The following is a 21,572-nucleotide window of genomic DNA, read 5'->3' as shown; positions in this document are numbered from 1 at the left end:
CCTTCCACTGACCGCAAGATCTCAAGAACTCCGAGGAAAAATTGAACGATCAATAAAAGACCTGCAAGAGGAATTTTCCCAAATTCCTGAAAATAAAGTACTGTTATTGGACCAATTGGCCTCAAGAATGGCAGCGAACATGGACAAAAAGAGCTTTACCGTCATTTTCGTTGACCAAGCCAATGATGAAATGGGACAGCTCGCCATGATATGGTTGAGGACAGGGCTCATCTACTATAACCTAAATGACAACTTCAACATAGAATCCGCAGGAATAGAAACTTCAAATGAGCCGCTAAATCTCACGGCATTGGAAGACCACGGTTTTAAAATCAAGAATGACAAAAACAATGAATTCATCATCCAAACTATTAAGTATGGGAGTGGACATTGGGAAATCAATCGAAAAAACCTTAATGCATTGAATTTGAATGAAGACAACAGTATAAAAGTCTATGTCAAAGAAGGCCTAACGGAGCGAAATGCCGAAATATTATTTGATAACCGAGAGGCAATTGCCACAGAAATGATATATGTGGCAGCCCAGGTCAATGCCATTGTAAAAACTAAAATGAACAACCCATAAAATGACAAAAACCCAAACCAGTCTATTTCCAGAAATATACGAGTTCATAAAAAAGTTAGATAAGAACAGTATTTCTGAAGAGCGTAAAAAAATATTGGACCCGCTCGCTGAATTTATTCAATCAAAAGTCAACAATCAAGAGGAAATACGCCTCAACTTTATTTGCACCCATAATTCCCGTAGAAGTCACCTGTCCCAAACCTGGGCACAGACCATGGCGCATTTTTTCAATATAAAAAATGTGTACTGCTATTCTGGGGGAACTGAGGCAACGGCTTTATTTCCGATGGTTGCAGAAACTTTACAGAAACAGGGGTTCCAAGTACAACAACTTTCAGATAACAATAACCCTGTTTACGCAATCAAATATGCGGAAAACGAACATCCTGTTATCGGGTTTTCCAAAAAGTTGGATGATGCTTTCAATCCAAGTTCAGGGTTTGCGGCCATCATGACCTGTGATTCGGCCAATGAGGCCTGTCCCTTTGTGCCCGGTGCGGAGAAACGAGTTCCCATTACCTTTGAGGATCCCAAGGCTTTTGACAATACGCCGCAGCAAGCTGAGAAATATCTTGAGCGAAGCATACAGATCGCGACGGAGCTTTGGTACGTTTTTTCACAAATAAATCTATAGGATATGGCAGCAAAAAAATTAAGCTTTTTGGACAGAAACTTAACCTTATGGATTTTTATCGCCATGGCGATTGGGGTCGGTATTGGCTATCTTTTCCCCTCTTTTCCCGACAGCATCAATTCATTGAACAGTGGCACGACCAATATTCCCATTGCCATAGGTCTCATTTTAATGATGTATCCGCCATTGGCAAAAGTGAACTACGCTTTATTGCCCAAAGTGTTCAAAAACACCAAGATTTTGACCATCTCCTTGGTGCTTAACTGGATCATTGGCCCTGTGCTGATGTTCATTCTGGCCATCATCTTTTTAAGGGATTACCCAGAATATATGGTAGGGTTAATATTGATAGGGTTGGCACGTTGCATTGCCATGGTACTGGTTTGGAACGACCTAGCTGAAGGCAGTTCCGAATACGGTGCAGGGTTGGTTGCCTTGAACAGCATCTTTCAGGTGTTTGCTTACAGTTTCTATGCTTGGATATTCATTACCGTTCTGCCTCCATATTTTGGTTTTGAAGGTGCCATTGTGGACATTTCCATTGGAACCATTGCCGAGAGTGTGGCCATCTACCTCGGAATTCCATTTTTAATGGGAATCTTAAGTCGCTTGCTTTTGGTGAAACTGAAAGGAGAACAGTGGTATAACGAAAAGTTCATTCCCGCTATTTCCCCAATGACATTGATTGCGCTTTTGTTCACCATAATCATCATGTTTTCACTTAAAGGAGAACTTATCGTGGAAATCCCAATGGATGTTTTGGTAATTGCAGTTCCTTTATTGATATACTTTACCTTGATGTTCATTATTGGATTCTTTTTCAGCAAGGCGATGGGTGCTGAATATGATAAGACGGCATCGGTGGCCTTTACAGCTGCTGGAAACAATTTTGAACTGGCCATTGCCGTGGCCATTGCGGTATTTGGATTGGATTCCGGACAGGCCTTTGCAGGGGTGATAGGACCATTGGTGGAAGTCCCTGCTCTTATCCTATTGGTACGGGTGGCTTTTTGGTTGCGTAAGAAATATTACAGACCCCAAACCGCTTGAAAAAAGAATAACAAAAAATGAAAATAAAAAAGCATGCCCAAAAGCATGCTTTTTGTTTGGTGACCGCGGAAGGATTCGAACCCTCAACCCTCAGAGCCGAAATCTGATATTCCCTGCCTGCGGCAGGCAGGTATCCAGTTGAACTACTGAAACAGTTGGGTTTTTAAATAATCTCTGCCTTTTCCAGTTTTAAAATACTTTTCCCTTTCAATTGCTTCATCCCTGCTTTTAAAAGTTTCAAAGTAGACTAATTTCCAAGGCACATATCCCTCTGTAGATTTGGTTTTTCCCGCATTATGCTCTTTCAATCGGTTTTCAATGTTTTCGCAATGACCTTTATAAAGTCGACCATCCGCCATACTTTGCAAGACATAAGCATAATACATCTTCATTTCAATATTTGTGACCTTAAGAGGACAAAATTCAAACTTTTTAAAAGAAGATATTGAAAGTATTATTGATAAATCATTTCATATTAGAAGTGCTTGATCTTAATTTGTCAAGACGGTTTAAATTTAAAATAAAAGGAGTCTATTCTCTATGCTTTAGAAATTTTGTAAAAAATTTATTTTCAATAGTCGGATAGTTTAACGAATTCTGTGATATTGGGGATAACAATCTATAAAATGCTTTTGAATAAATACCTCTGAATTCGGACTCACAGTATCTGAATATAAGTTGTCAAGTAAGGTTTCATTACTTTTCAGTACTCCCGATATTATTTGAGGTTTTAGGTCATCGAGTAGTTCAATAAAATTCATTGCACCAAATTTTTTATTTCGTAGGATATATAGTACTTTTCTGTACTTCAGTGCCAAAGTAACCTATCAAAACCAAAATGAAAGTTAGTAAACTATCCATTTCCAAATTTAGGGGAATTCAAGAGGCTACACTTTATTTCGATGGACATGCACTAATGGTGGGTAAAAATAACGTTGGCAAGTCCACAATCTGCGAGGCATTGGATCTTGTTTTAGGTCCTGACAGGCTTAACAAGCAAGACCCGATTGATGAATTTGATTTTTACAATGGAGATTACTATTATGACCAAGATGAGGAAGCTAAGAAAATAATCATTGAAGTTGTGTTGACGGATATTTCTTCGGAATTACAGGGTGTATTTCGTGGGCATATGGAATTATGGCATCAGGAAAGGCAAGAAATACTTTCTGAAGGTGAGATTGAGGATTCCGATGAAGATTTGGTAGGATGGTGTCTTCGCTTGAAGTTTATTGGACAATACGATAAAGAAGAAGATGAGTTTGTTGCAAAAACTTATTTTTCACATTCACCCAATGAAGATGAAGGTGTCTTTAAAGAAATTCCACGCTCAAGAAAACGTCAAATAGGATTTCTATATCTAAGAGCTTTGCGAACCGGTAGGAGGGCACTTAGCCTTGAAAGAGGTACACTCTTGGATATTTTGCTTCGCGTTGGCGATATTCGACCAAAGTTTTGGGAGGAGACGAGGGATCGGCTCAAAAATCTTAATCCTCCTTTAGAAGAGAGCATAGGGTCTTTACGTCAGGTACTTGACAATCTTGAGCAGCGGATTGGGCAGTACATTCCTTTGCCATCGGAATTTAAAGCATCCTCTTTGCATGTTTCACAATTGACTCGTGATCATCTCAGGAAAACCCTATCTTTTTTCATGGCTTCATCTTTAAACCAGAGCCCGGTTCCTTTCCATAAATTAGGGACGGGAACATTGAGTACTTTGGTGTTTGCACTACTTTCAGCAATTGCCGAGTTGAAGAAAGAAAATATAATCTTTGCTATGGAAGAACCTGAAATTGCAGTTCCACCCCACACACAAAGGCGAATAATAAATTATCTGCTCAACAATACAACACAATCATTTGTCACATCCCATTCGCCTTATGTAATAGAAAAGTTCGAACCAGAAAATATCAAGATTCTAAACAAGGATTCCAAAGGGGTAATTTCAGGAGTCGACATTTCCTATAGCTCGGGGTTAAAGCCCAAAAACTATCGAAGAAAGATCAGACATGCTATCGCCGAGGTCATCTTGGGAAATGCAGTAATTGTCGGTGAAGGTCTTACAGAAATGGAAACCCTAAACGCTGCCGCCAGCATTTTGGAATTAAATCCAGAAAACTATCCTTTCGACCTATCAGGGGTCACCATTTTCGAAGCGGATGGTGACGGCACCATATTGAATTGGGGAAAGTTCTTTAAATCAATTGACATCAAAACCTTTGCATTCTTTGACTACATGGAGAGATCTGAGGACGAAAAAAAAGAGTTGGAGACCACTTTCGAACTTTATAAGGAAATAGATCAAAAAGAAATTGAGAAATTGTTGGTGGCAGAGGTACCTACTGAAATTCAATGGGATTATTTGAACGAACTAAGGGATGCTGGAGCAATAAGTTCAGGGCCGTTCATTCCTGCTGAAAGACCGTCCGACTCCGATATTCGTGATTTTATGTATGAGGTGCTGAAACAAAAGAAAGGTGAACGACGTTCAGCAAGTCTGGTAGAAAAATGCTCCGAGGACCAGCTGCCTCCAACCATTAAGTCTTTCCTAAAAGAGATATTTAAGCGTTTTCCACAACCCGAAAAGGTTGCTCCATTAGACCTTTCAAAAAAAGAGGATGAACCTTCGGATAGTACAGAAGAAGAATAATGGTTTTAGAGATTGACGAAAAACGACAGGCCATTTTGGACTGTAAAAGGAATTTATTGGTTATTGGTGGACCGGGCTGTGGAAAGACTACTATAGCTTTGTTAAAGGCCTTCTTATATGTCCGCGACAACAATCTCAATCGAGGTCAAAAAGTACTTTTCCTTAGTTTTTCCAGAAACGCAAAAGCCCGAATAATGGAATCTGCAAGTGGTTTTTCGGATTTTAAGGAGTACGGCCACAAATTGGACGTTCAAACATTTCATGCATTCTTTCTTGAACTTATTCGTTCCTATGCATACCTATTGGGTACTCCCAAGAAAATTAGTATTGTTCCACCGCATGATGAAGCCGCTTTAAAAGGAGGTCGGAAGGATGACGATGCAACTTGGATTAAAGAAAAAAGTGATATGTTCTACGGTGAAGGAAAAATAACCTTTGACCGATTTGCAGCTACTGTATTGGAACTTATTACCAGAAGTAATCGTTTACGAACTATGATAGCTTGCTGTTTTCCACTAATAATCGTTGATGAAGCCCAAGATACGGACGCGGAACAATGGCAAATAGTTGAGGCGTTCCATGGGATTTCACAGTTGTTTCTTTTGGGAGATTTAGATCAACAAATTTTTGATTATAGACCAGATGTCGACCCTAAAAGACTTGAAGGTATAAAACAAAGTATTGAGCCCTTAGAGATTATTTTAGAATTTCAAAATTATAGGAATCCAAACACGGAAATTTTGGACTTCGCAAAGGATTTACTTTACAATACCCCCAGAGAGAGTAGCGGATACAAAGGCGTGACCAAGCTCGTTTACAACCCTCGAGCCGATAGACGTGATATGGGTATCCGTCAAAGTGTAGGCATTATGCGAAACACTATCATGAAGATAACAGGCGAAAAACCAAAAAACATAGCCATTCTTGCTCCTTGGGCAAAAGGCGTAAAAACTATTTCAGTTGCCCTAAGACAAAGAAATATTGCTCATCGCGTACAGTTCGACGAAACCGCAACAAATTTATCAAGTAGACTCATCGCTTGTCTGATGGAGCCAATTCTTGACTCCACGCAACATTTAATATGGATCATACAGATTTTAAGGGATTATGCAAGTGCAAAGGGTGCAAGGAAAGACCATGACAAATATGACAGATGGATAAGCACAATTGGTGAAGGAAAATCTCCTATGGGAAAAATGGTGCCATATTTTAAAGGTCTGATTTCAGAACTGGCCCAGCATAAGCTTTCTGGCAATCCGGCAACCGACTGGCGCTTTATTCAGCAAAAACTTCTTTCATGTGAGATGAGACCAATTCAGGATTTTGCCCGTCAATCAGAATTTTTGGTGGCCTATAACAGAGGCAGGATTATCATGAGAGATTTGGGTGATGCATGGATGAACAATTACTGCTACGCCAATGCCAGGGGTATTCTACAAAATGCCATTGTTGAAGCCCAGCTTTCGTCGGATGTGATTGGAGAAGAAGGTATAAACGTTATGACCACCTATAAATCAAAGGGTAAAGAATTCGATGGAGTGATAATGTTTCAAAATGAACATTCTGCACCGGTAGAACTACGTGATGATAATAAGTCATTCAGTCGTTCAAGAAAGCTGTTTTTAGTGGGAGTAACACGAGCGCGCTATCATGTGTTTATTCTTCGGCAGGCGGGGTACGATTCGGCTATTCTGGACTCATTCAAGCTTGATGGGCTGTCAAGTTCCTAAAATTAAATACACTTCTGAATTGAAGAATAATATCGAAGACAAATCTGTAAGACTGCGAGAGCAAATATCAATTTTTACAAAGGATAGTTTCGTATTCTTTTTCACCGACTTTATACGCAATCATCCATTACGAGAAATGGGTACGTTTGGAAAAAAAATGAAGTCCAAATTGAAAGATTCTCTTTATCTAATTGCTTTACGGTTGTCTTCTGACCATATCGGTAAATTGGAATTGGTTCTCTCAGATAAATGCCTCAAAATTTTGGAGGATGCGGTAGACCTGTTGAATGAAATACTGAGAGAGTATTTAGACCACAATAATTACCCAGACTTCATCGATGGGATGGAAGAACGAATAAAAGTGGTAATACATGAAGCAACTTTCAGAACATACTTCCAAAATGGTAAGCTTAATTATAGAGAGCAAGAATTGAATCATGCAAGAAGAATGTTCAGGCCTCACAAAAAAAAGATACAAGATCGTCTTGGAATTAGTCTTAATGATTTAGTTTCAATCTGTGAATTCTCAGAGGAGCTATTTCACAAAAAATGGAATGATTCCCATGAATTTTTGCACAACAAAGAATTCCAGGAAATTGCCCCTCTTCTTGCTGACGGTAGTATAAAAGGAGAGGCCTTTGAAGAATTGTTAAGTAAATTACCCGATTCGTTCTTTGATTTTGTTGAAGGACCACATTTTAGTTCTACCTTTCAGCCATCAGATTTTTATGAAAGGTTCTTAAAAACTGATATTGATATTTTTTGCTCATTATTTGCAATGGAACTGGATGAGGTCAATGACTTTCTATTTTACTCCCAAAAAAATCCATTGGAGGACAAACCCATAATTAAAATATCAAAAAAGGAGTACATACACGTTTATCAGAAGCAATTACCAACAGCACTCTATAATCTGTTATATCGCACATTGGGAAAAACGGAGAGCGAAAGAAATAAACTTAACCTAAGACGAGGAAAGGTTGTAATTGAAAATCAAGTATTTAATCTATTTAAGAGTTTCTTTAAAAAATCAAAAGAATATAGATTCTTTCAGAATTACTACATCGATGGTATACACAATGAAAAGGACCTTCTCATAATCTCAAGATATTATGCATTCGTTATTGAGTGCAAGGCCTCCAAAATGAGAGAACCATTGCGGGACATGGATAAGGCCTACAATAGAATTAAAGATGATTTTAACGCATGCATTCAGAAAGGCTATAACCAATGTAGAGAGGTAGAATCCATTTGTTGGGAATCCAATAAAATAGAAATTGTTAATGATAATGGAAGGAATAAGGTTGAGGTCAAAACAGATAAGCTAATCGATGTATTTTCAATTGTGGTGACCCTTGAAAGATTTGGGCCGATACAGACAAACTTGGGCTATTTGTTAAAGAGAGATATAGAATCTGATCCGTATCCATGGTCAGTCTGTCTGGATGATTTGGAGACTTTTCTAAGAAGTCTGATGTTGTTAAAAAACAATCGAGTTCGAGAATTCATAAATTTTCTAACCCTTAGAGAAGACTTAAACGAAAAATTACTTGCACAGGATGAACTTGATGTATGCGCAATGTATCTTGAAAGAAGAAATCAGTTTGAATCAGTAGCTTCACAGCATGACTTTATTTTAACTGATCCGGCATTGCAGAACTTCTTTGATAAGCTATACTTTGATAAGAGGTTGAAATTTCCACAAGAATCAGTTTAAAAAAAGTTTAACACCCCTGATTGAATTGCCATAAAAATGGATGAAAGCTATAAGTTACAGATTAAAATAAACCCGGACGGAGTTGCAAAAAAGCTTTATGAAATCCAAGAGAATTCAATTGCTTATATTTTCTTCGGTCTTCAATTGTTAGAAAATACGAACAATCTTAAACCGGCTCATGAACTAGCCAATGGTGAAGGTTTTTTCACCTATGCCATTTCGACAAAAAGCTTAACCACACCCGAGAAGAAAGAGAATTTCAAGAAATGGTTAATTAAAAAGGGAATTGAAGATTTGATTAAAGGTTTAAAATTAATGCTCATGGATGCATGTGTTTATGGCGCCCTTTATTCCAATAAGGATGAAATCAAGAAAAGTGATCAGTACAATAGTATAGTTACAAATGAAAAAAGAGCCATACAAAAATTAGGTATCCCTCAGCTTTTTGATAGAATGGAAAATTTTTTGACCGGTAAGTTATTAAGCAAAGATAAGTTGCTAACCATAAATCAGGTCAGAAACTGTCTGACCCACAGAAACGGTGTAGTTCAGCAGATGGATGCGAACAATAAAGATAAAACACTATTCACCTTGCGATATTCTGGTTTTAGGATTTTGAAATACACAGATGATGGACAAGAAATCGAAATCAATGGGCCATTTAACACAGAAGGAACTCAAATTAATATTGGTATAATTGAAAAATCAATGAGTTTTGAAATTGGTGATTCTTTGAGCTTTGACTATCAGACATTTAATGAAATCAATCTCACCTTTAGTATTTTTTCGCATGATTTGATTCAAAAGCTCCCCAGATAACGGGAGCACTGACCGTCTTCACATTTTAAAAACAAAAATCCAATAGACGAAAGTTCAAGGGCTATTTTTAGGGAAGGCTTCAAATGGATTTCCAACAGAATAGTAGCTATTTTTGTAGATACCCCGATTTTTAGGACAGGATTTCTACAAAATTAATATAATTATCAAGTTGCTCTTTTAAATAGTTCAATTTGATTGAGATTCACAAGGGCAAAGAGCTATCCAAATGGATTAGTTACAATTGTATCAGCAATAGTTCGAATATTTTGGCCACAAGGAACATTTTTATAAAGCCCTTTTCGGTTACATTAAGACCTACAATGAACAAATTATTGCATAATATTAAAATATTAATTATGTTTACTTAAACGTTTAAGTAAATGTTATTCAATCAATCTTGTTTAAACAGAGTGTTCAAAAGGGTTTGAATAGTTCTTCCGTGATATGAAGAATTCCTCTGTCAATGATTATTGACCTTGGTGATGGTACTGTTTCTTCTATCTCATAAAGGCGGAGAAAAAAGCCAATTTGGACTTGCTCGGTAATATATTAAGTGTGGGGATTGATTATTCGGAACACCTGTTGTCCAAATCTATGTACTATAGAAAATTCCATTCTATACCCTAAATTATGGGATATGGATGAAATTACAGATGTGGTGTTAATCCGTTTATAATAAGAGTTCGGAACTGGTTGTTGTCTATTCATAACTTAATGGATGGCGCTCTGGTTAAAGCGGATTATCTTATGTTTTATCATTTGATGGAATAATATATATAAATGAGAATTAGATATTAGGGTTGTTTAATTGTTTTGGATTAGGCCATTTTCTTCAGATTAAACATTAGTTAATTCAATTGTAGTGGAAAATCTTAAGATTCATGAGCTTCCTTTTAAACACAAATATCCATGGATGTAAAAGGTGTCATTCCCATCGCTCACATAGACCAGTTAAGGCACATAATTCTTATTGAACATAGACCGTAAAATTTAAGCACATGAGACCAAGGAATCTACAAATTGCATTTTTTTTAGCTACCGCATGCATTTTCTTTAAAAAAGCCGTTGCGCAGGATGATGTTGTCTACATTCCTGGTTCCACCAAAAAAATAAACCAACTGGTGGGGGATTGGGACAATGAAAGAGGACAACCTACGCAAAACAGAACTTATACCAGATACGGAATACCCAACACTGATCTTGGTGTTCCCTTTGACCACGATGGAAAGACCTTTGTGGCCTTTGGGGATATCTTCAATGATGATAGGGATCCACTGGGCTACTCTACGGATACAGATCCAGAGGATGGTATCGCTCTGGATTTTGTCACCTATCCAAACGGCAGTTTCAAGCCGGTAGTGATTCCTGGTGTAAGTTTGGGGGGCTTTGGAGTCCCTCTTGAGGGTGTAAGTTGGAACAATGCGATGTATATTTATGCTTCCAATACGGGAATGGTCAATTCAGTTGTGGCCAAATCAATTGATAATGGTCTTACCTTCACCAAGCAATATGATCTCTCCAACTCAAAATTTGTTAACGTAAGTGTTGTAAAAACCAAATCGACCTTTGCCTATCCCGAAGACCCAAATTCAGATATACAAGTAATGTTTGGTTCCGGAACATATCGACAAAGCGATGTTTTTCTTGCCTATCAGCATTCCGATTTGATGGATACACGGTCCCTAGTATTTTTTGCAGGAATGGTAAACGGAAGCCCCACGTGGTCAAATCAAGAGGCATCTGCGGTACCTCTTTTCAACCAACCGTGTGTAGGGGAGTTATCCGTCTCCTACAATCAATTTATCAATAAATGGATTATGTTGTACAACTGCGAGTCGCCAAGAGGCATTAATTGCCGTACAGCCGATAATCCCTGGGGACCTTGGTCTTCCCCGTTTGTAATATTCGAGCCAACTGTAGATGGAGGATACTGCAACTATATACATAAGAACTGGCAGGTTGAAAATTGTGACAATGTACATGATCCTGGTAGGGAAAATGAGTGGGGCGGCGAATATGGTCCTTACCAATTTGAGAATCTGGCAAAAGGCAACGAGTACGAGACTACCATATATTACACTATGAGTACATGGAACCCATATACGGTAGTGCTGATGAAAAGCACCCTGCGGAAAAAAGAAATTATCCCCGGGATTTATCGTTTAGTGGCCAAACATTCCAACAAGGCATTGGACAATAGTGGATTTCCCGGTAGTGGTGAGCGAAATGTTGTCCAGTGGGATTTGAACGGACTGAACTATCAGAATTGGCAAATTGAGCCTGTCGGCAACGATTATTATAAGTTGACCAATGTTCACAGTGGTGAGGTGTTGGATCTGGGTGGGTGCAATGGCGCCAATGGTGCCAATGTGCAACAATGGCCATGGCTAGACAATGATTGCCAAAAATGGCGCATTGAAATCTTGGGAGAAGGATATTATAAATTAACCTCGAAGTCAAGTGGCAAAGTTTTGGAAGTTAACGGTTCACAGGCCAACGGTGGCAACGTTCAGCAATGGGATTGGCTGGGGTTTGACTGGCAGCAATGGTATTTGGAACCAGTTATAACCCCCGGAGTATACCGTGTAACGGCCAAACATAGCTATAAAGCATTGGACAACAGTGCATTTCCGGGTAGTCAAAATCGGAATGTGGTGCAGTGGGAGTGGTACGGAGATGATATCCAAAAATGGCAGTTTGATCCCGTTGAAAATGGTTATTTTAGAATTACATCACTTGAGAGTGGGGAGGTACTTGACCTTGACAGTTGCACCCAAGTCAATGGAGGTAATGTCCAGCAGTGGCCTTGGCTGGACAATGACTGTCAGAAATGGAGGCCAGAGTATTTAGGGAATGGTCATTTCCGGCTGATTTCCAAGTCCAGTGGCAAGGTTCTTGAAGTAAATGGTTCACAAGTGAATGGCGGTAATGTGCAGCAATGGAGTTGGAATGGTGCCGACTGGCAGCAATGGAAATTGGACAAGTTGGCAATGCAAGCAACACCTCTTACTGCTAAAATCCCTATTGAGAAGGAAGATGAAGATGCCCATTTTTCTTTTAAGTTGTATCCCAATCCGTCTTTCCATAAGTTCGAGATTGTATTTTACCATGACCATCAGGGTGCTGGTCTTGTTAAAATGCATGACCTTCAGGGAAAAATTGTGGTGGAAGACAAAATAACCGTACTTGAGGGGATGAATGAGCATGAAATTATGACCGGTTCCTTACCTAAGGGAATATACTTCATGGAATTGCAATTACCGAATCTTAATAGGATGATTGTTCGTAAAGTAATAATAAAAGAGTGATGGGATGTAGTGACCATCAGCTAGACGATAGTTCTTTACTTATCATGTCATTTTAACTAAAATGAAAAATAGACGTGAACTTCCACTTTGGAAATGGATCGGTTTTTAAGTAATTTTTTGAGACATTCTTTAATCGAACAATGATTAATTAATTGATTTTGTATTGAGAAGATAAATTCATTTTTTTAAACGTTTAAATAAAACTGTGTGAAACTTTCAAAAATTTGGGTGTTGTTTTGGTTCATGTCCTGTGGAATGCCTGGCAGGCAAATTTATTATGACAAGTCATATCCTTTAATCTCAACCCATGGACATTTTTTCTCCAGTGTTATTGTTGATGAAAGCGGGATAGACTCTGAAAGTGAAGGAGATCTTTGGCCTTCTACATGGTCTGATGATGGTCATTTATATGCGGCTAATGGAGATGGCAAGGGGTTTGGCGAAGTTTTCGGTGATATAACATTTAATAGAATATATGGGCATCCCGGGGAAGGTAATATTAAGGGTGAGACAATTTCCGTAGGTTTTGGCCCTATTTGGGGAAATACCTCAAATTATAATAGGAAACCAACAGGGTTGACCTCTGTTGATGGAATATTATATTTGGCGGTTCAAGATCTTAATAAAACAAAAACAGAGAATATTTTCAACGAAGCTCCCAATGCCACAATCCTTAAGTCAGAGGATAAAGGAAAAAGTTGGCAATGGGATAAGGAAAAACCAATGTTCAGCAATCATTCTTTTACCACTATTATGTTTCTTGATTATGGTAGGGATGGGGAAAACAATCCCAGTGATTCTTATTTGTATGCTTATGGGCTGGATTACAATTGGAGGGATTCATTTAGCGATATAGTCAAAGATCCAGAAAATCTGTTCTTGGCCAGAGTACCCAAAAAAAATGTCCAAGATCCGGATAAATGGGAATACTATAGTGGAGATCTGAATGGTAATGCGGATTGGTCAAAACCGGGGGCGATTGAAGAGAGGAAGCCAGTTCTTACTGAAACTGGAAGAAGATATAAAAACCTTCCCAATAGATACAAGGGGATAGGGAATATGAGTGTACTATCGCAAGGAAGTATTGTATATAACAAACCTTTGGACAGGTATATTTATTCATCGTGGACAGAATACACCTATGAGTTCTATGAAGCACCATATCCATGGGGCCCCTGGAATCTTTTTCTATCCAAGGATTTTGGCACTTACCCTTGGAGTGATAAGAGGTTTGGAGGATATGCAACAATAATACCATCTAAATATATTAGTGATGATGGTCTTACCATGTGGATATGTTCATCCACATTTGCAGGAGGTACTGATCATTACAATTTTAATTTAAGAAAGCTTAAGGTCAACATTAACGATTAAGATTGGATGGATTTGGTTATAGGTAAAACTGTGCAGGGCTTTTAAACATTTTGTATGACCTTCCAAATGTTATGGGTGCCTTGTTGAATTTTGTATTGCCGAACAAATACAACATGATTAATTCAAACTTTACGACAATGCTGCAATTTTATGTTTAACCTATACTTGTAAACCATAACTTAAGTATAATTTAAAGAAATCAGGCATAAAATTCACTTTTGATATATTTAAACGTTTAAATGAATCGATTTTATCATTATTTTGTTATATTAGCGATGACTTTATTTTTAACTTAAACGTTTAAATAAATTACAGTCTTTTTCGTTGCCTCAGGTGAATGAATTCTGAAATCCGATGATGGGAGACTGAGATTTTAAATTAAGCTTGGACAAACATTAAATCAATGATAAAATGACAAAAAACGCACTATGGCTTAAAATGTTCTTTTTAATCGGGTGTATAAACACACTTTTTTCTCAAGAAAATATGAAAGAGTCATTATGGATGCCAAAGGATTATTCGGTACAACGAATATCCAGCTATGATATGACAGGCGCCAATGATGATGGAAACTGGAAAAATAAGATAACCCCAGGTGAGACCCGCACTATTGGCGATGTTATCGGGCCTGGAATCATCAAGCATATTTGGATTACCATTGCAAGCGGTGAATACTATCATCTCAAGAAAATAGTTCTGAGGATTTATTGGGACGAAGAAACCAGTCCGAGCGTTGAAACTCCAATTGGTGACTTTTTTGGACTCGGCCTGGGAAAGTATAATCTTTATGAATCCGAGTATACTTCAGTAGGGTCCCAAAGGGCACTCAATGCCTATTTCCCAATGCCCTTCAAGAAATCGGCCAAAATAACCATTACCAATGAGGGTGAAGAAGCCATTGGAGCATTTTACTATAATATCGACTGGGAAAAGCACCGATCATTACCTGATGAAACCCTTTATTTTCATGCACAGTACAGACAAGAAACCCCTACTGATGGTTGGACCAATGACTGGGAGCGTAATAGTGATTCCATTGTGAATAATCATGAAAATCCTAAGGGTGAGGGTAATTATGTGATTATGGAAGCCAAGGGGAAGGGGCATTTTCTAGGGGTCACCCACAGTATTATACAGAATCAAGGAGATTGGTGGGGCGAAGGAGATGAAATGATTTTCATAGATGGTGCAGAGGATGCACAGATTAAGGGAACCGGAGCAGAGGATTATTATCTCGGTGCTTGGTGTTATGGCGGATGTGGAATCAACCCTTTCGGTAATGACAAACCTGAATTTGATTACGATAGCTACGGCAATCCACTGAACGGAGGGGATGACAGGGGAGCTCAGTGGACTGTTTATCGTTTTCATGACGAATCACCGGTAACATTTACTAAGTCGATCAAAATGACCATAGAACATGGCCATGCCAACCACAGATCTGATAATTACTATACGGTGGGTTATTGGTACCAGACTGAACCCCATATGCCATTCCCAAAATTACCTGAGGTTAAAGAGCGTATCCCCAGTGTAAAGAATACTAAGGGTCCAACTTTTGGCAAAAACTAAAATATGATTAAAAAGACAGCCATAGGAATTATAAAAACATTGATTTTGAATTTATTTGCTAGATCATCAAAAACTACTGGACCGATACTTTACATCATACTTTTGGGCATGTCGGTGAATTCTTGTAACTCAAAGAACGAAAAGGCCAATGATGCGGACTCGGAGGAAGTTTACTCACATAATTGGATAATGCCCAATGTTGAGGGAGGGGGGTGCATACCTGTCTGGGGACACTATGATGGTATCAGAATTGGTCTTCCCCCAACAGGCGGACCACGTGGGCTCTTGCGTGTATATGCGCCTTACCTGAATCTAAGCACAGATTCGTTAAAGATGATAAACTTTATTGCCTTGGAACCAATTGTATCTGGTAGTGATTCGAGAGGTTTCTCCGAATTGGAACCCAGTGCACTTGACAACGTTAGGGGCAAGCGGTTTTGGAGCGCCAATGAACCTGATGCAATTGAACCCCGGTCGATACAAGATTGCGCAACCGGGGTGATAGAACAAATCAACGGTAGGGAAACCCTAACCCTGTACGTGCACTCTGAAGAATTTGATTCAGGTGCAAAGGTCTATGTCCGGGTGAGATTTTATGAAGATCGCCCATATGAGATTGAGTTGACATCCTACGCTGCCGAGAAGTCGGCTCCTTTGGACAATTTTATACTTACAGCAACCATGGGAAATTTTGCACGGTTGAGAAATTTATATCTCAAAGGCGGCATTAAATCATCTTGGAAACTGTGGCCGGATTATACGGATAGCAATTTTACTCCACATGACCATACCCCAGAAAGCAATATGTTGGAGGATAAAGATGGTTCGGTTTATTTTGTGGCGGCACCCGATGAGGAAGACCCTACTGCGGTTACATATTCCTTGGACACAAAAGAACATTGGAAATACAAGGGACAAAAGGCTACCCAATACTGGAAAAAGCCCAACCCCAATTCCAACTTAAATGGATTGGTGAATGGAAGATATGCCTATTGGGCCAGTGAATCGCCCATCCCTGGTGGGATTTCATATGAAAATTTTGAAATGAAAGAACCTTTTGAAAATGGGTCCATGTTTTATTTTGGGGTCAGCCCGTTGGACCCAGAAACCTTTATTGGTTCAATTGAGAAATAAAAATAAGAGTGCCCCATTCAGAATGCACGGGCTTTGTCCCAATCAACCTTTTGAGGAAAAAGCAGGGCATTCAAATAAATTTATTTAGTTGTTTGAGTTAGTTTAGTTAGGCATGCAAAAAAGTTGGTTTCCCCTTCCAAAGGTGTCCGCTTTTTAAGCGTTACCTGGGGATATAGAAGTTTCACCCGATTTTTATTATTGGGAAACCAGCTTCCTGCATGCAAAGAAAGACTTCTCTTGTTCAAATTGGTTCGGTGAATATTTTTATTGTTCAGAGATAGGATTTTACTGGAGCGTTCATTTAGAAAGTTTTTAGTTGACCATGTGCAATATTACATTAAAGGAAATGGGCAAGTTATTGGGATATTCCGCTTCAACCATATCCAAAGCACTTAATGATAGCCCAGAAATAAGTGAGGCAACAAAAGCTCAAATCAAAAGGGCGGCACAATTCCATAACTATACCCCCAATGGGATTGCTCAAAGTTTAAAAGGTGGGGGAAAGCAGGTTTTGAACATTTCCGTACCTAAATGGAATGAAGAAAAATGTCAAGAATTGCTTAAGGAGATCGTTAATCTTTCACAGTCTGATTATGAAAGGGGCAGTGCACACAACAATGCCCTCGACTCGGGAACCTCAAATCGCAAACATCAATCTAAAACAAGACTGGTCCTTTTACGGTTTGAATAGAATAAATTGTGCCGATGACCTATTGGAACATGAAAAAAGAAAAACCCCACATAAGCACTGGTGTATTTAAGGGTTGGCATCTCGTATAAAATCAACGCCAAAATGGTCCTTGATACGGCCATATGCCTCGGAAGCCGATCCATTGCCCCAATCGTAAATGGTAAAGTCACCAATTCCCAGCCCATCTTTTGAAGTAGTGCCATTATGTCCATAATTTTCCATCATGAACCCATAGTCCTCTTTGCCAAAATGTGGATGTCTCGCTTCCCATTGTGCCTTGGTTTGTGGATTTTCTGGACAATACATCATCACAAATGAAGCACGAAGTGCTGCAATCCCGCGTTGTACATACTCTTTGGAACCTAATTCCTTGCCGTATTTGATAATCAGTTCGGCGAATAGGCTCTGCCGGGCGTCGTTCCATTCCGCATCAGCGTTCATTACACCAAAGCCTCCAAAGGTTTTCACATACATATATGGAGGTTGCCATGTGGCTTGGGTCATTAACAACTCATCCAATACGACTTGTCCATAATCTAAATATTTTTGTTGTCCCGTGATTTGATATGCCTCAAAAAGCGCCTCAGAAACCCAAAACATGGACAGATTGTTTTGCTTGAACATATTGTTCCGCACAATTTTTTTGTTGACCAAGTCAATGTTTCCGTAGCTTGAGCATGACCAGTACGTCTCAAAGTCTTCCCATCTTCCAACAGGTACAACTTCTTTTATAAGTACATCGATAGCTTTTAGCGCAACATCCCTGTATTTTGCATTCTTAGTGGCCCTATATACATTGAGCAAAAATGTGGCCGACATGGCTGATTCGGGTGATTGGTCCAGAATTCCCATGGGTTCATGGGTCTGAACTGAAATCCATCCGGGGAAGTATCCTTTTTTGTCCTGTAGTTTCACAAGTTGGTCGGCATATGTTATAGCATAATTGAGTAATCTTTGATCCTTTTCCAGTTCCATATACCATAGCAGCATTTGATTGGCTGTCCAACTCATATCCAAAATATGGTAAGGGGCATCACTGGGATCGCCCCAATGAACACCTTCAATTTGTGTGGGATTCATAAATGGATTTCTGTTGGAATTTCCAAAATAATGGGCATCCCATCCCATGGACTTACGCAGCGTCCTTCCATCAATAATGGTATCCTTCATTTCAGTTGCTATGATTCCTGGAAAAAAACCATTTTCTTGGGGGAACAACAAGGCCAATTCCTTGGTCATTAGGGCTTTTTCCCTCAGTAATGTATCATTTTTTGTTCTTGCATATCGGAAAAGGCCGGATGCAGAGCGCAAAGAACTAAACCATGCTTGGTTCCAAATAGATTTGAATTCCCGCTCAAACGAAGGTTTTTCATAGTTGGGACTTTGACTCACATTTACAATAAAAGTTGGAGCTCCAACACTTTTGCCCTTAAGTTCAAATTTTTGCCATACCTCATTTTTCCAATCCTGAAAAGCCCATTGGTAGGTATGACTCACATATTTTTCCAACTCCGTGGTGCCCAAGGGTTCTTTTTTTTCATATAGATTTACGCCAAATGAATTCCAATAAAAGGCCAGGATATCCCGCCATGGGTTCTTAATCTGGTCCAACGTGTTGCTTGCTTTGATATAAAATGAAAAATCATAGATACCGGGCTCATAAACGGAGCCACCCTCTTTAACATAGAGCACATGTTCTTGGACTTTTGATTTACTCCAACCCAAAATCAATTCGTTCCTTTCTGCGTTCAAATCCATGTACCACTCGGGACCGGAAGTGGCAATTGATCGAAGATCAGGGAAAACTACCAATCTATTGTTGTTTACTTTTTCGGTAACAATCATTGCAGGTGCCCTAAAGACGTGCTCGGGAACAATATGGTTGTCCGTGGGGGTCAAATGGGGAGACCAATGAAAATCTGGTTGAAATGATGGCCGAATGGTAACTTTCCAATCGTCATCGCCCACAACCTCACCAACAGCAAACTTTATATTGATCCGTATTGTGTTGCTGTCAATGATATCAACTCTTGTTTTTGGATTTAGTCCTCCCAATGGTTCTATTTCTATATTTTCTATCAAATTTTGAAAGAGGGGCGACATTTCAGCACCATCAGTATCCAAGAAAGAGACTTGGTTGTTCGATTGACAGCTGACCAATGCCAAAACCAGTATTGGGAGAAATATATGTTTCACCTGAATCAATGTACTTATTGGCCTAAATATGGTATAAAATTGACTTTTATAAAGAATCATGAATTGTAACTATTGTTTATTATGGTTGATATTATGCGGTGTTAAATACCTTTTGTACACATATATGTAATCTAGTTTTCAAGTTCCAAGGATGCTTTCATCAGAAAAACATTGTAGGGTTGCCACATGGACATGGCAAAGTAAATATCACTTCCCGAAATACTTTTGGGATGCATAAAAGAACCATACATTATGGGATATGTCTCAGGGTCTGCAATTATCTTTTCGTCAGACCACGTCCCATTGATATGTTCGGTCGTCCGCATAACCAATTTTTGGTCTTCATTTGAATGTCTGGTGTATAGGGTAATCCAAAGTTTGAAAGTTTCATTGTAAAGAATCGAAATTTCCCCCACTGGTGCTGAAAAAATTGGTTGGGCCAATGATTCACCGCCTTTGAACCAATTCTTTTTGGTGCCTAAATACTCAAATTTTGATGGGTTGGGAAAATCTTCCATATTTACCCTGGCCAAATAGGCAGGACCCTTTCTTCCGGATTTAGTGCCGACCATATATACCATTCCATTTCTTTTTGCAAATGCCATTTGCGCAAATTTGCTGTCCCCTTTGAAATGAACGTCTTCTATCTTGGACCACGAATGACCCCCATCATTTGATTGGTACATGGATGAATAATTGGTGGTCCATTCACCTGGGGAGTCCCAAGATCTGATATTCATATAATGCACATATTCCGTGCCAGCAACGCTAACGGCCGCAGTGGGGATGGAGGTCCAATCTCCTGTGCCTGTAGTGTCATGGGCACTTGGGATCACCTCCCTTGCGTGACCGTCAGGGTCGGAAAGCATGGATGAAAAGGTCAAGCCATCGTCCAAATTGGAATCTGTGCTGAAGGCCAACACATTGGAACGCCACGATCCCCCACTGGGACCTCCATTTGGGGAGGCTTTAAAGTCACTTCCATATGTATCTCCAAAGAAACATCCAACCTTTCCATTGTCCATTTTCCAAAAAATGCCCAGATCAGTCCCGCCCACATTATATTTTTGATGTGTTACATTCGGGTTTGCGAATACTTCTCCCTTTACAGAGGCTCCCGTAACCCTGGCAAGACGTTCACAAGATATTACCTTTAAGTGTTTATTCGAGTTGGGTTGCAAACTAACAGAAGAGGATTGGTATATGCCCAGCCCAGCGGGATGACAATGGGCTTTGAACCCTAAAAGGAGGAATACGGGGAAAGCTGTTTTCAAAATAGATTTAATCCATTTTCTGTACGTCATGACTTCAATTTTGCGTTATGTTATTGATACATTGAAACACGTTTTGGGCCAAGTGCCCGATAACTTTACCAACGATACATTTGAAGCGAATCATTGTTGTTCGTAATCAATAAAAGGTTGCCGGATGGTCGGTGGATCAGATTGATATGTCTGCTGTCCTTAGGTATATTGATTCCTGATTTTGTAGCTGGTATTGGGATTAAATTGGAAGAACCATCGCCCAATAATAAACAGCCCACTCCAGAATCATATCTAATGGTTTCCACTTCTACTCCATAGTGATTCCCCACAACTAGAATATCCATATGCCCATCTTCGTTGAAATCGCCGAATAGGGACGATTTGATTGGGAATACTTGGGCCTCTGTGGGCAATGGCTTTTGAATCAATTTGCCCCCAGAGTTTATCAAAATAATGCTCTCCAAACTTTTTATTTCATGGGTCACTGTGTTCTCAATTCTTCCTGTGGGCAATATGTCGGTAAGCTTTGACGAGGCATAAGTATGATAATCCTTGAACTTGTCAGCCACATAGGGCATTTGGTTACTCATGCATTCGCGTCCCCTCAAGGGTACATAGGAGTCTTTGTATTCTTTGGCCAATACAATGTCATTGGTGCCATTTTTGTCAAAATCGTTGGCATATATCCTCAAGGGGTGGTCTTTGGTGGGTTTAAATTTATTGTTCAGTCCAAGATTGCCGACCACATAGTCTTCATCCCCATCGTTGTCGATATCCACCGGGGTAATGGACCACCATATCCCTTTTGTACTTTGTAGCCCCCATTTTTCAGAATTGTCTTCAAAG

The 21,572-nt window shown here is 39.3% G+C and carries 15 protein-coding genes and 1 pseudogene; 12 read left to right on the top strand and 4 right to left on the bottom strand.

The window, feature by feature from the left end:
* From A7D14_RS20005 to arsB, 3 genes are all read left to right on the top strand, one after another.
* Nucleotides 1-586, top strand: a 586-nt coding sequence (locus A7D14_RS20005) for a hypothetical protein (RefSeq protein WP_176712379.1), incomplete at its 5' end; no start/stop codon positions are given.
* Nucleotide 587: 1 nt separating this feature from the next.
* Entirely contained in the window at nt 588-1,220 is a 633-nt protein-coding gene (locus tag A7D14_RS07010; protein ID WP_067031996.1) for a low molecular weight phosphatase family protein, read from the top strand.
* A gap of 3 nt (nt 1,221-1,223) precedes the next feature.
* A complete protein-coding gene (gene arsB / locus A7D14_RS07005) occupies nt 1,224-2,270 on the top strand; it encodes an ACR3 family arsenite efflux transporter (protein ID WP_067031993.1) in 1,047 nt (348 codons plus the stop codon).
* Between the two features lie 143 nt (nt 2,271-2,413).
* On the opposite strand, the gene A7D14_RS06995 is transcribed toward arsB, so the two are convergent.
* Nucleotides 2,414-2,662 (bottom strand): GIY-YIG nuclease family protein, encoded by a 249-nt coding sequence (locus tag A7D14_RS06995; RefSeq protein WP_067031990.1) that lies wholly within the window; start codon nt 2,660-2,662, stop codon nt 2,414-2,416.
* 446 nt (nt 2,663-3,108) lie between these two features.
* On the opposite strand from A7D14_RS06995, the gene A7D14_RS06985 reads away from it, so the two are divergent.
* The 9 genes from A7D14_RS06985 to A7D14_RS20505 all read left to right on the top strand — a co-directional run bounded on the left by A7D14_RS06985 (nt 3,109) and on the right by A7D14_RS20505 (nt 17,265).
* Nucleotides 3,109-4,920, top strand: coding sequence for an ATP-dependent nuclease (locus tag A7D14_RS06985; RefSeq protein ID WP_067031984.1), 1,812 nt, complete (start codon nt 3,109-3,111; stop codon nt 4,918-4,920).
* Nucleotides 4,920-6,650, top strand: coding sequence for a UvrD-helicase domain-containing protein (locus A7D14_RS06980; RefSeq protein ID WP_067031981.1), 1,731 nt, complete (start codon nt 4,920-4,922; stop codon nt 6,648-6,650). The genes A7D14_RS06985 and A7D14_RS06980 overlap by 1 nt, the downstream gene beginning before the upstream one ends.
* A gap of 157 nt (nt 6,651-6,807) precedes the next feature.
* Nucleotides 6,808-8,367 (top strand): nuclease-related domain-containing protein, encoded by a 1,560-nt coding sequence (locus A7D14_RS06975; protein ID WP_176712378.1) that lies wholly within the window; start codon nt 6,808-6,810, stop codon nt 8,365-8,367.
* Nucleotides 8,368-8,403: 36 nt separating this feature from the next.
* A complete protein-coding gene (locus A7D14_RS06970; RefSeq protein ID WP_067031975.1) occupies nt 8,404-9,186 on the top strand; it encodes a hypothetical protein in 783 nt (260 codons plus the stop codon).
* Between the two features lie 998 nt (nt 9,187-10,184).
* Nucleotides 10,185-12,494, top strand: coding sequence for an RICIN domain-containing protein (locus A7D14_RS06965; protein WP_067031972.1), 2,310 nt, complete (start codon nt 10,185-10,187; stop codon nt 12,492-12,494).
* 207 nt (nt 12,495-12,701) lie between these two features.
* Nucleotides 12,702-13,868: a DUF4185 domain-containing protein gene (locus A7D14_RS06960; RefSeq protein ID WP_067031969.1), complete on the top strand. Its 1,167-nt coding sequence runs from the start codon at nt 12,702-12,704 to the stop codon at nt 13,866-13,868.
* A gap of 486 nt (nt 13,869-14,354) precedes the next feature.
* A complete protein-coding gene (locus A7D14_RS06955; protein WP_067031966.1) occupies nt 14,355-15,440 on the top strand; it encodes a glycoside hydrolase family 172 protein in 1,086 nt (361 codons plus the stop codon).
* A gap of 3 nt (nt 15,441-15,443) precedes the next feature.
* Nucleotides 15,444-16,574 carry a hypothetical protein gene (locus A7D14_RS06950; protein ID WP_141673269.1) on the top strand — a complete coding sequence of 377 codons (1,131 nt, stop codon included), beginning with the start codon at nt 15,444-15,446 and terminating at the stop codon, nt 16,572-16,574.
* Between the two features lie 322 nt (nt 16,575-16,896).
* Nucleotides 16,897-17,265 carry a LacI family DNA-binding transcriptional regulator gene (locus tag A7D14_RS20505; RefSeq protein WP_083158011.1) on the top strand — a complete coding sequence of 123 codons (369 nt, stop codon included), beginning with the start codon at nt 16,897-16,899 and terminating at the stop codon, nt 17,263-17,265.
* Nucleotides 17,266-17,331: 66 nt separating this feature from the next.
* On the opposite strand, the gene A7D14_RS06940 is transcribed toward A7D14_RS20505, so the two are convergent.
* From A7D14_RS06940 to A7D14_RS20000, 3 genes and pseudogenes are all read right to left on the bottom strand, one after another.
* Nucleotides 17,332-19,461 (bottom strand): hypothetical protein, encoded by a 2,130-nt coding sequence (locus tag A7D14_RS06940; RefSeq protein WP_141673267.1) that lies wholly within the window; start codon nt 19,459-19,461, stop codon nt 17,332-17,334.
* Nucleotides 19,462-19,592: 131 nt separating this feature from the next.
* Entirely contained in the window at nt 19,593-20,765 is a 1,173-nt protein-coding gene (locus A7D14_RS06935; RefSeq protein WP_083158010.1) for a DUF4185 domain-containing protein, read from the bottom strand.
* 65 nt (nt 20,766-20,830) lie between these two features.
* Nucleotides 20,831-21,572 (bottom strand): annotated as a pseudogene (locus A7D14_RS20000) (hypothetical protein); the annotation flags it as partial.

It is taken from the genome of Allomuricauda sp. CP2A, assembly GCF_001683915.1.
Lineage (GTDB): Bacteria > Bacteroidota > Bacteroidia > Flavobacteriales > Flavobacteriaceae > Flagellimonas.
The sequence above is the reverse complement of the archived record's forward strand: the minus strand, read 5'-3'. Positions and strand labels throughout refer to the sequence as shown.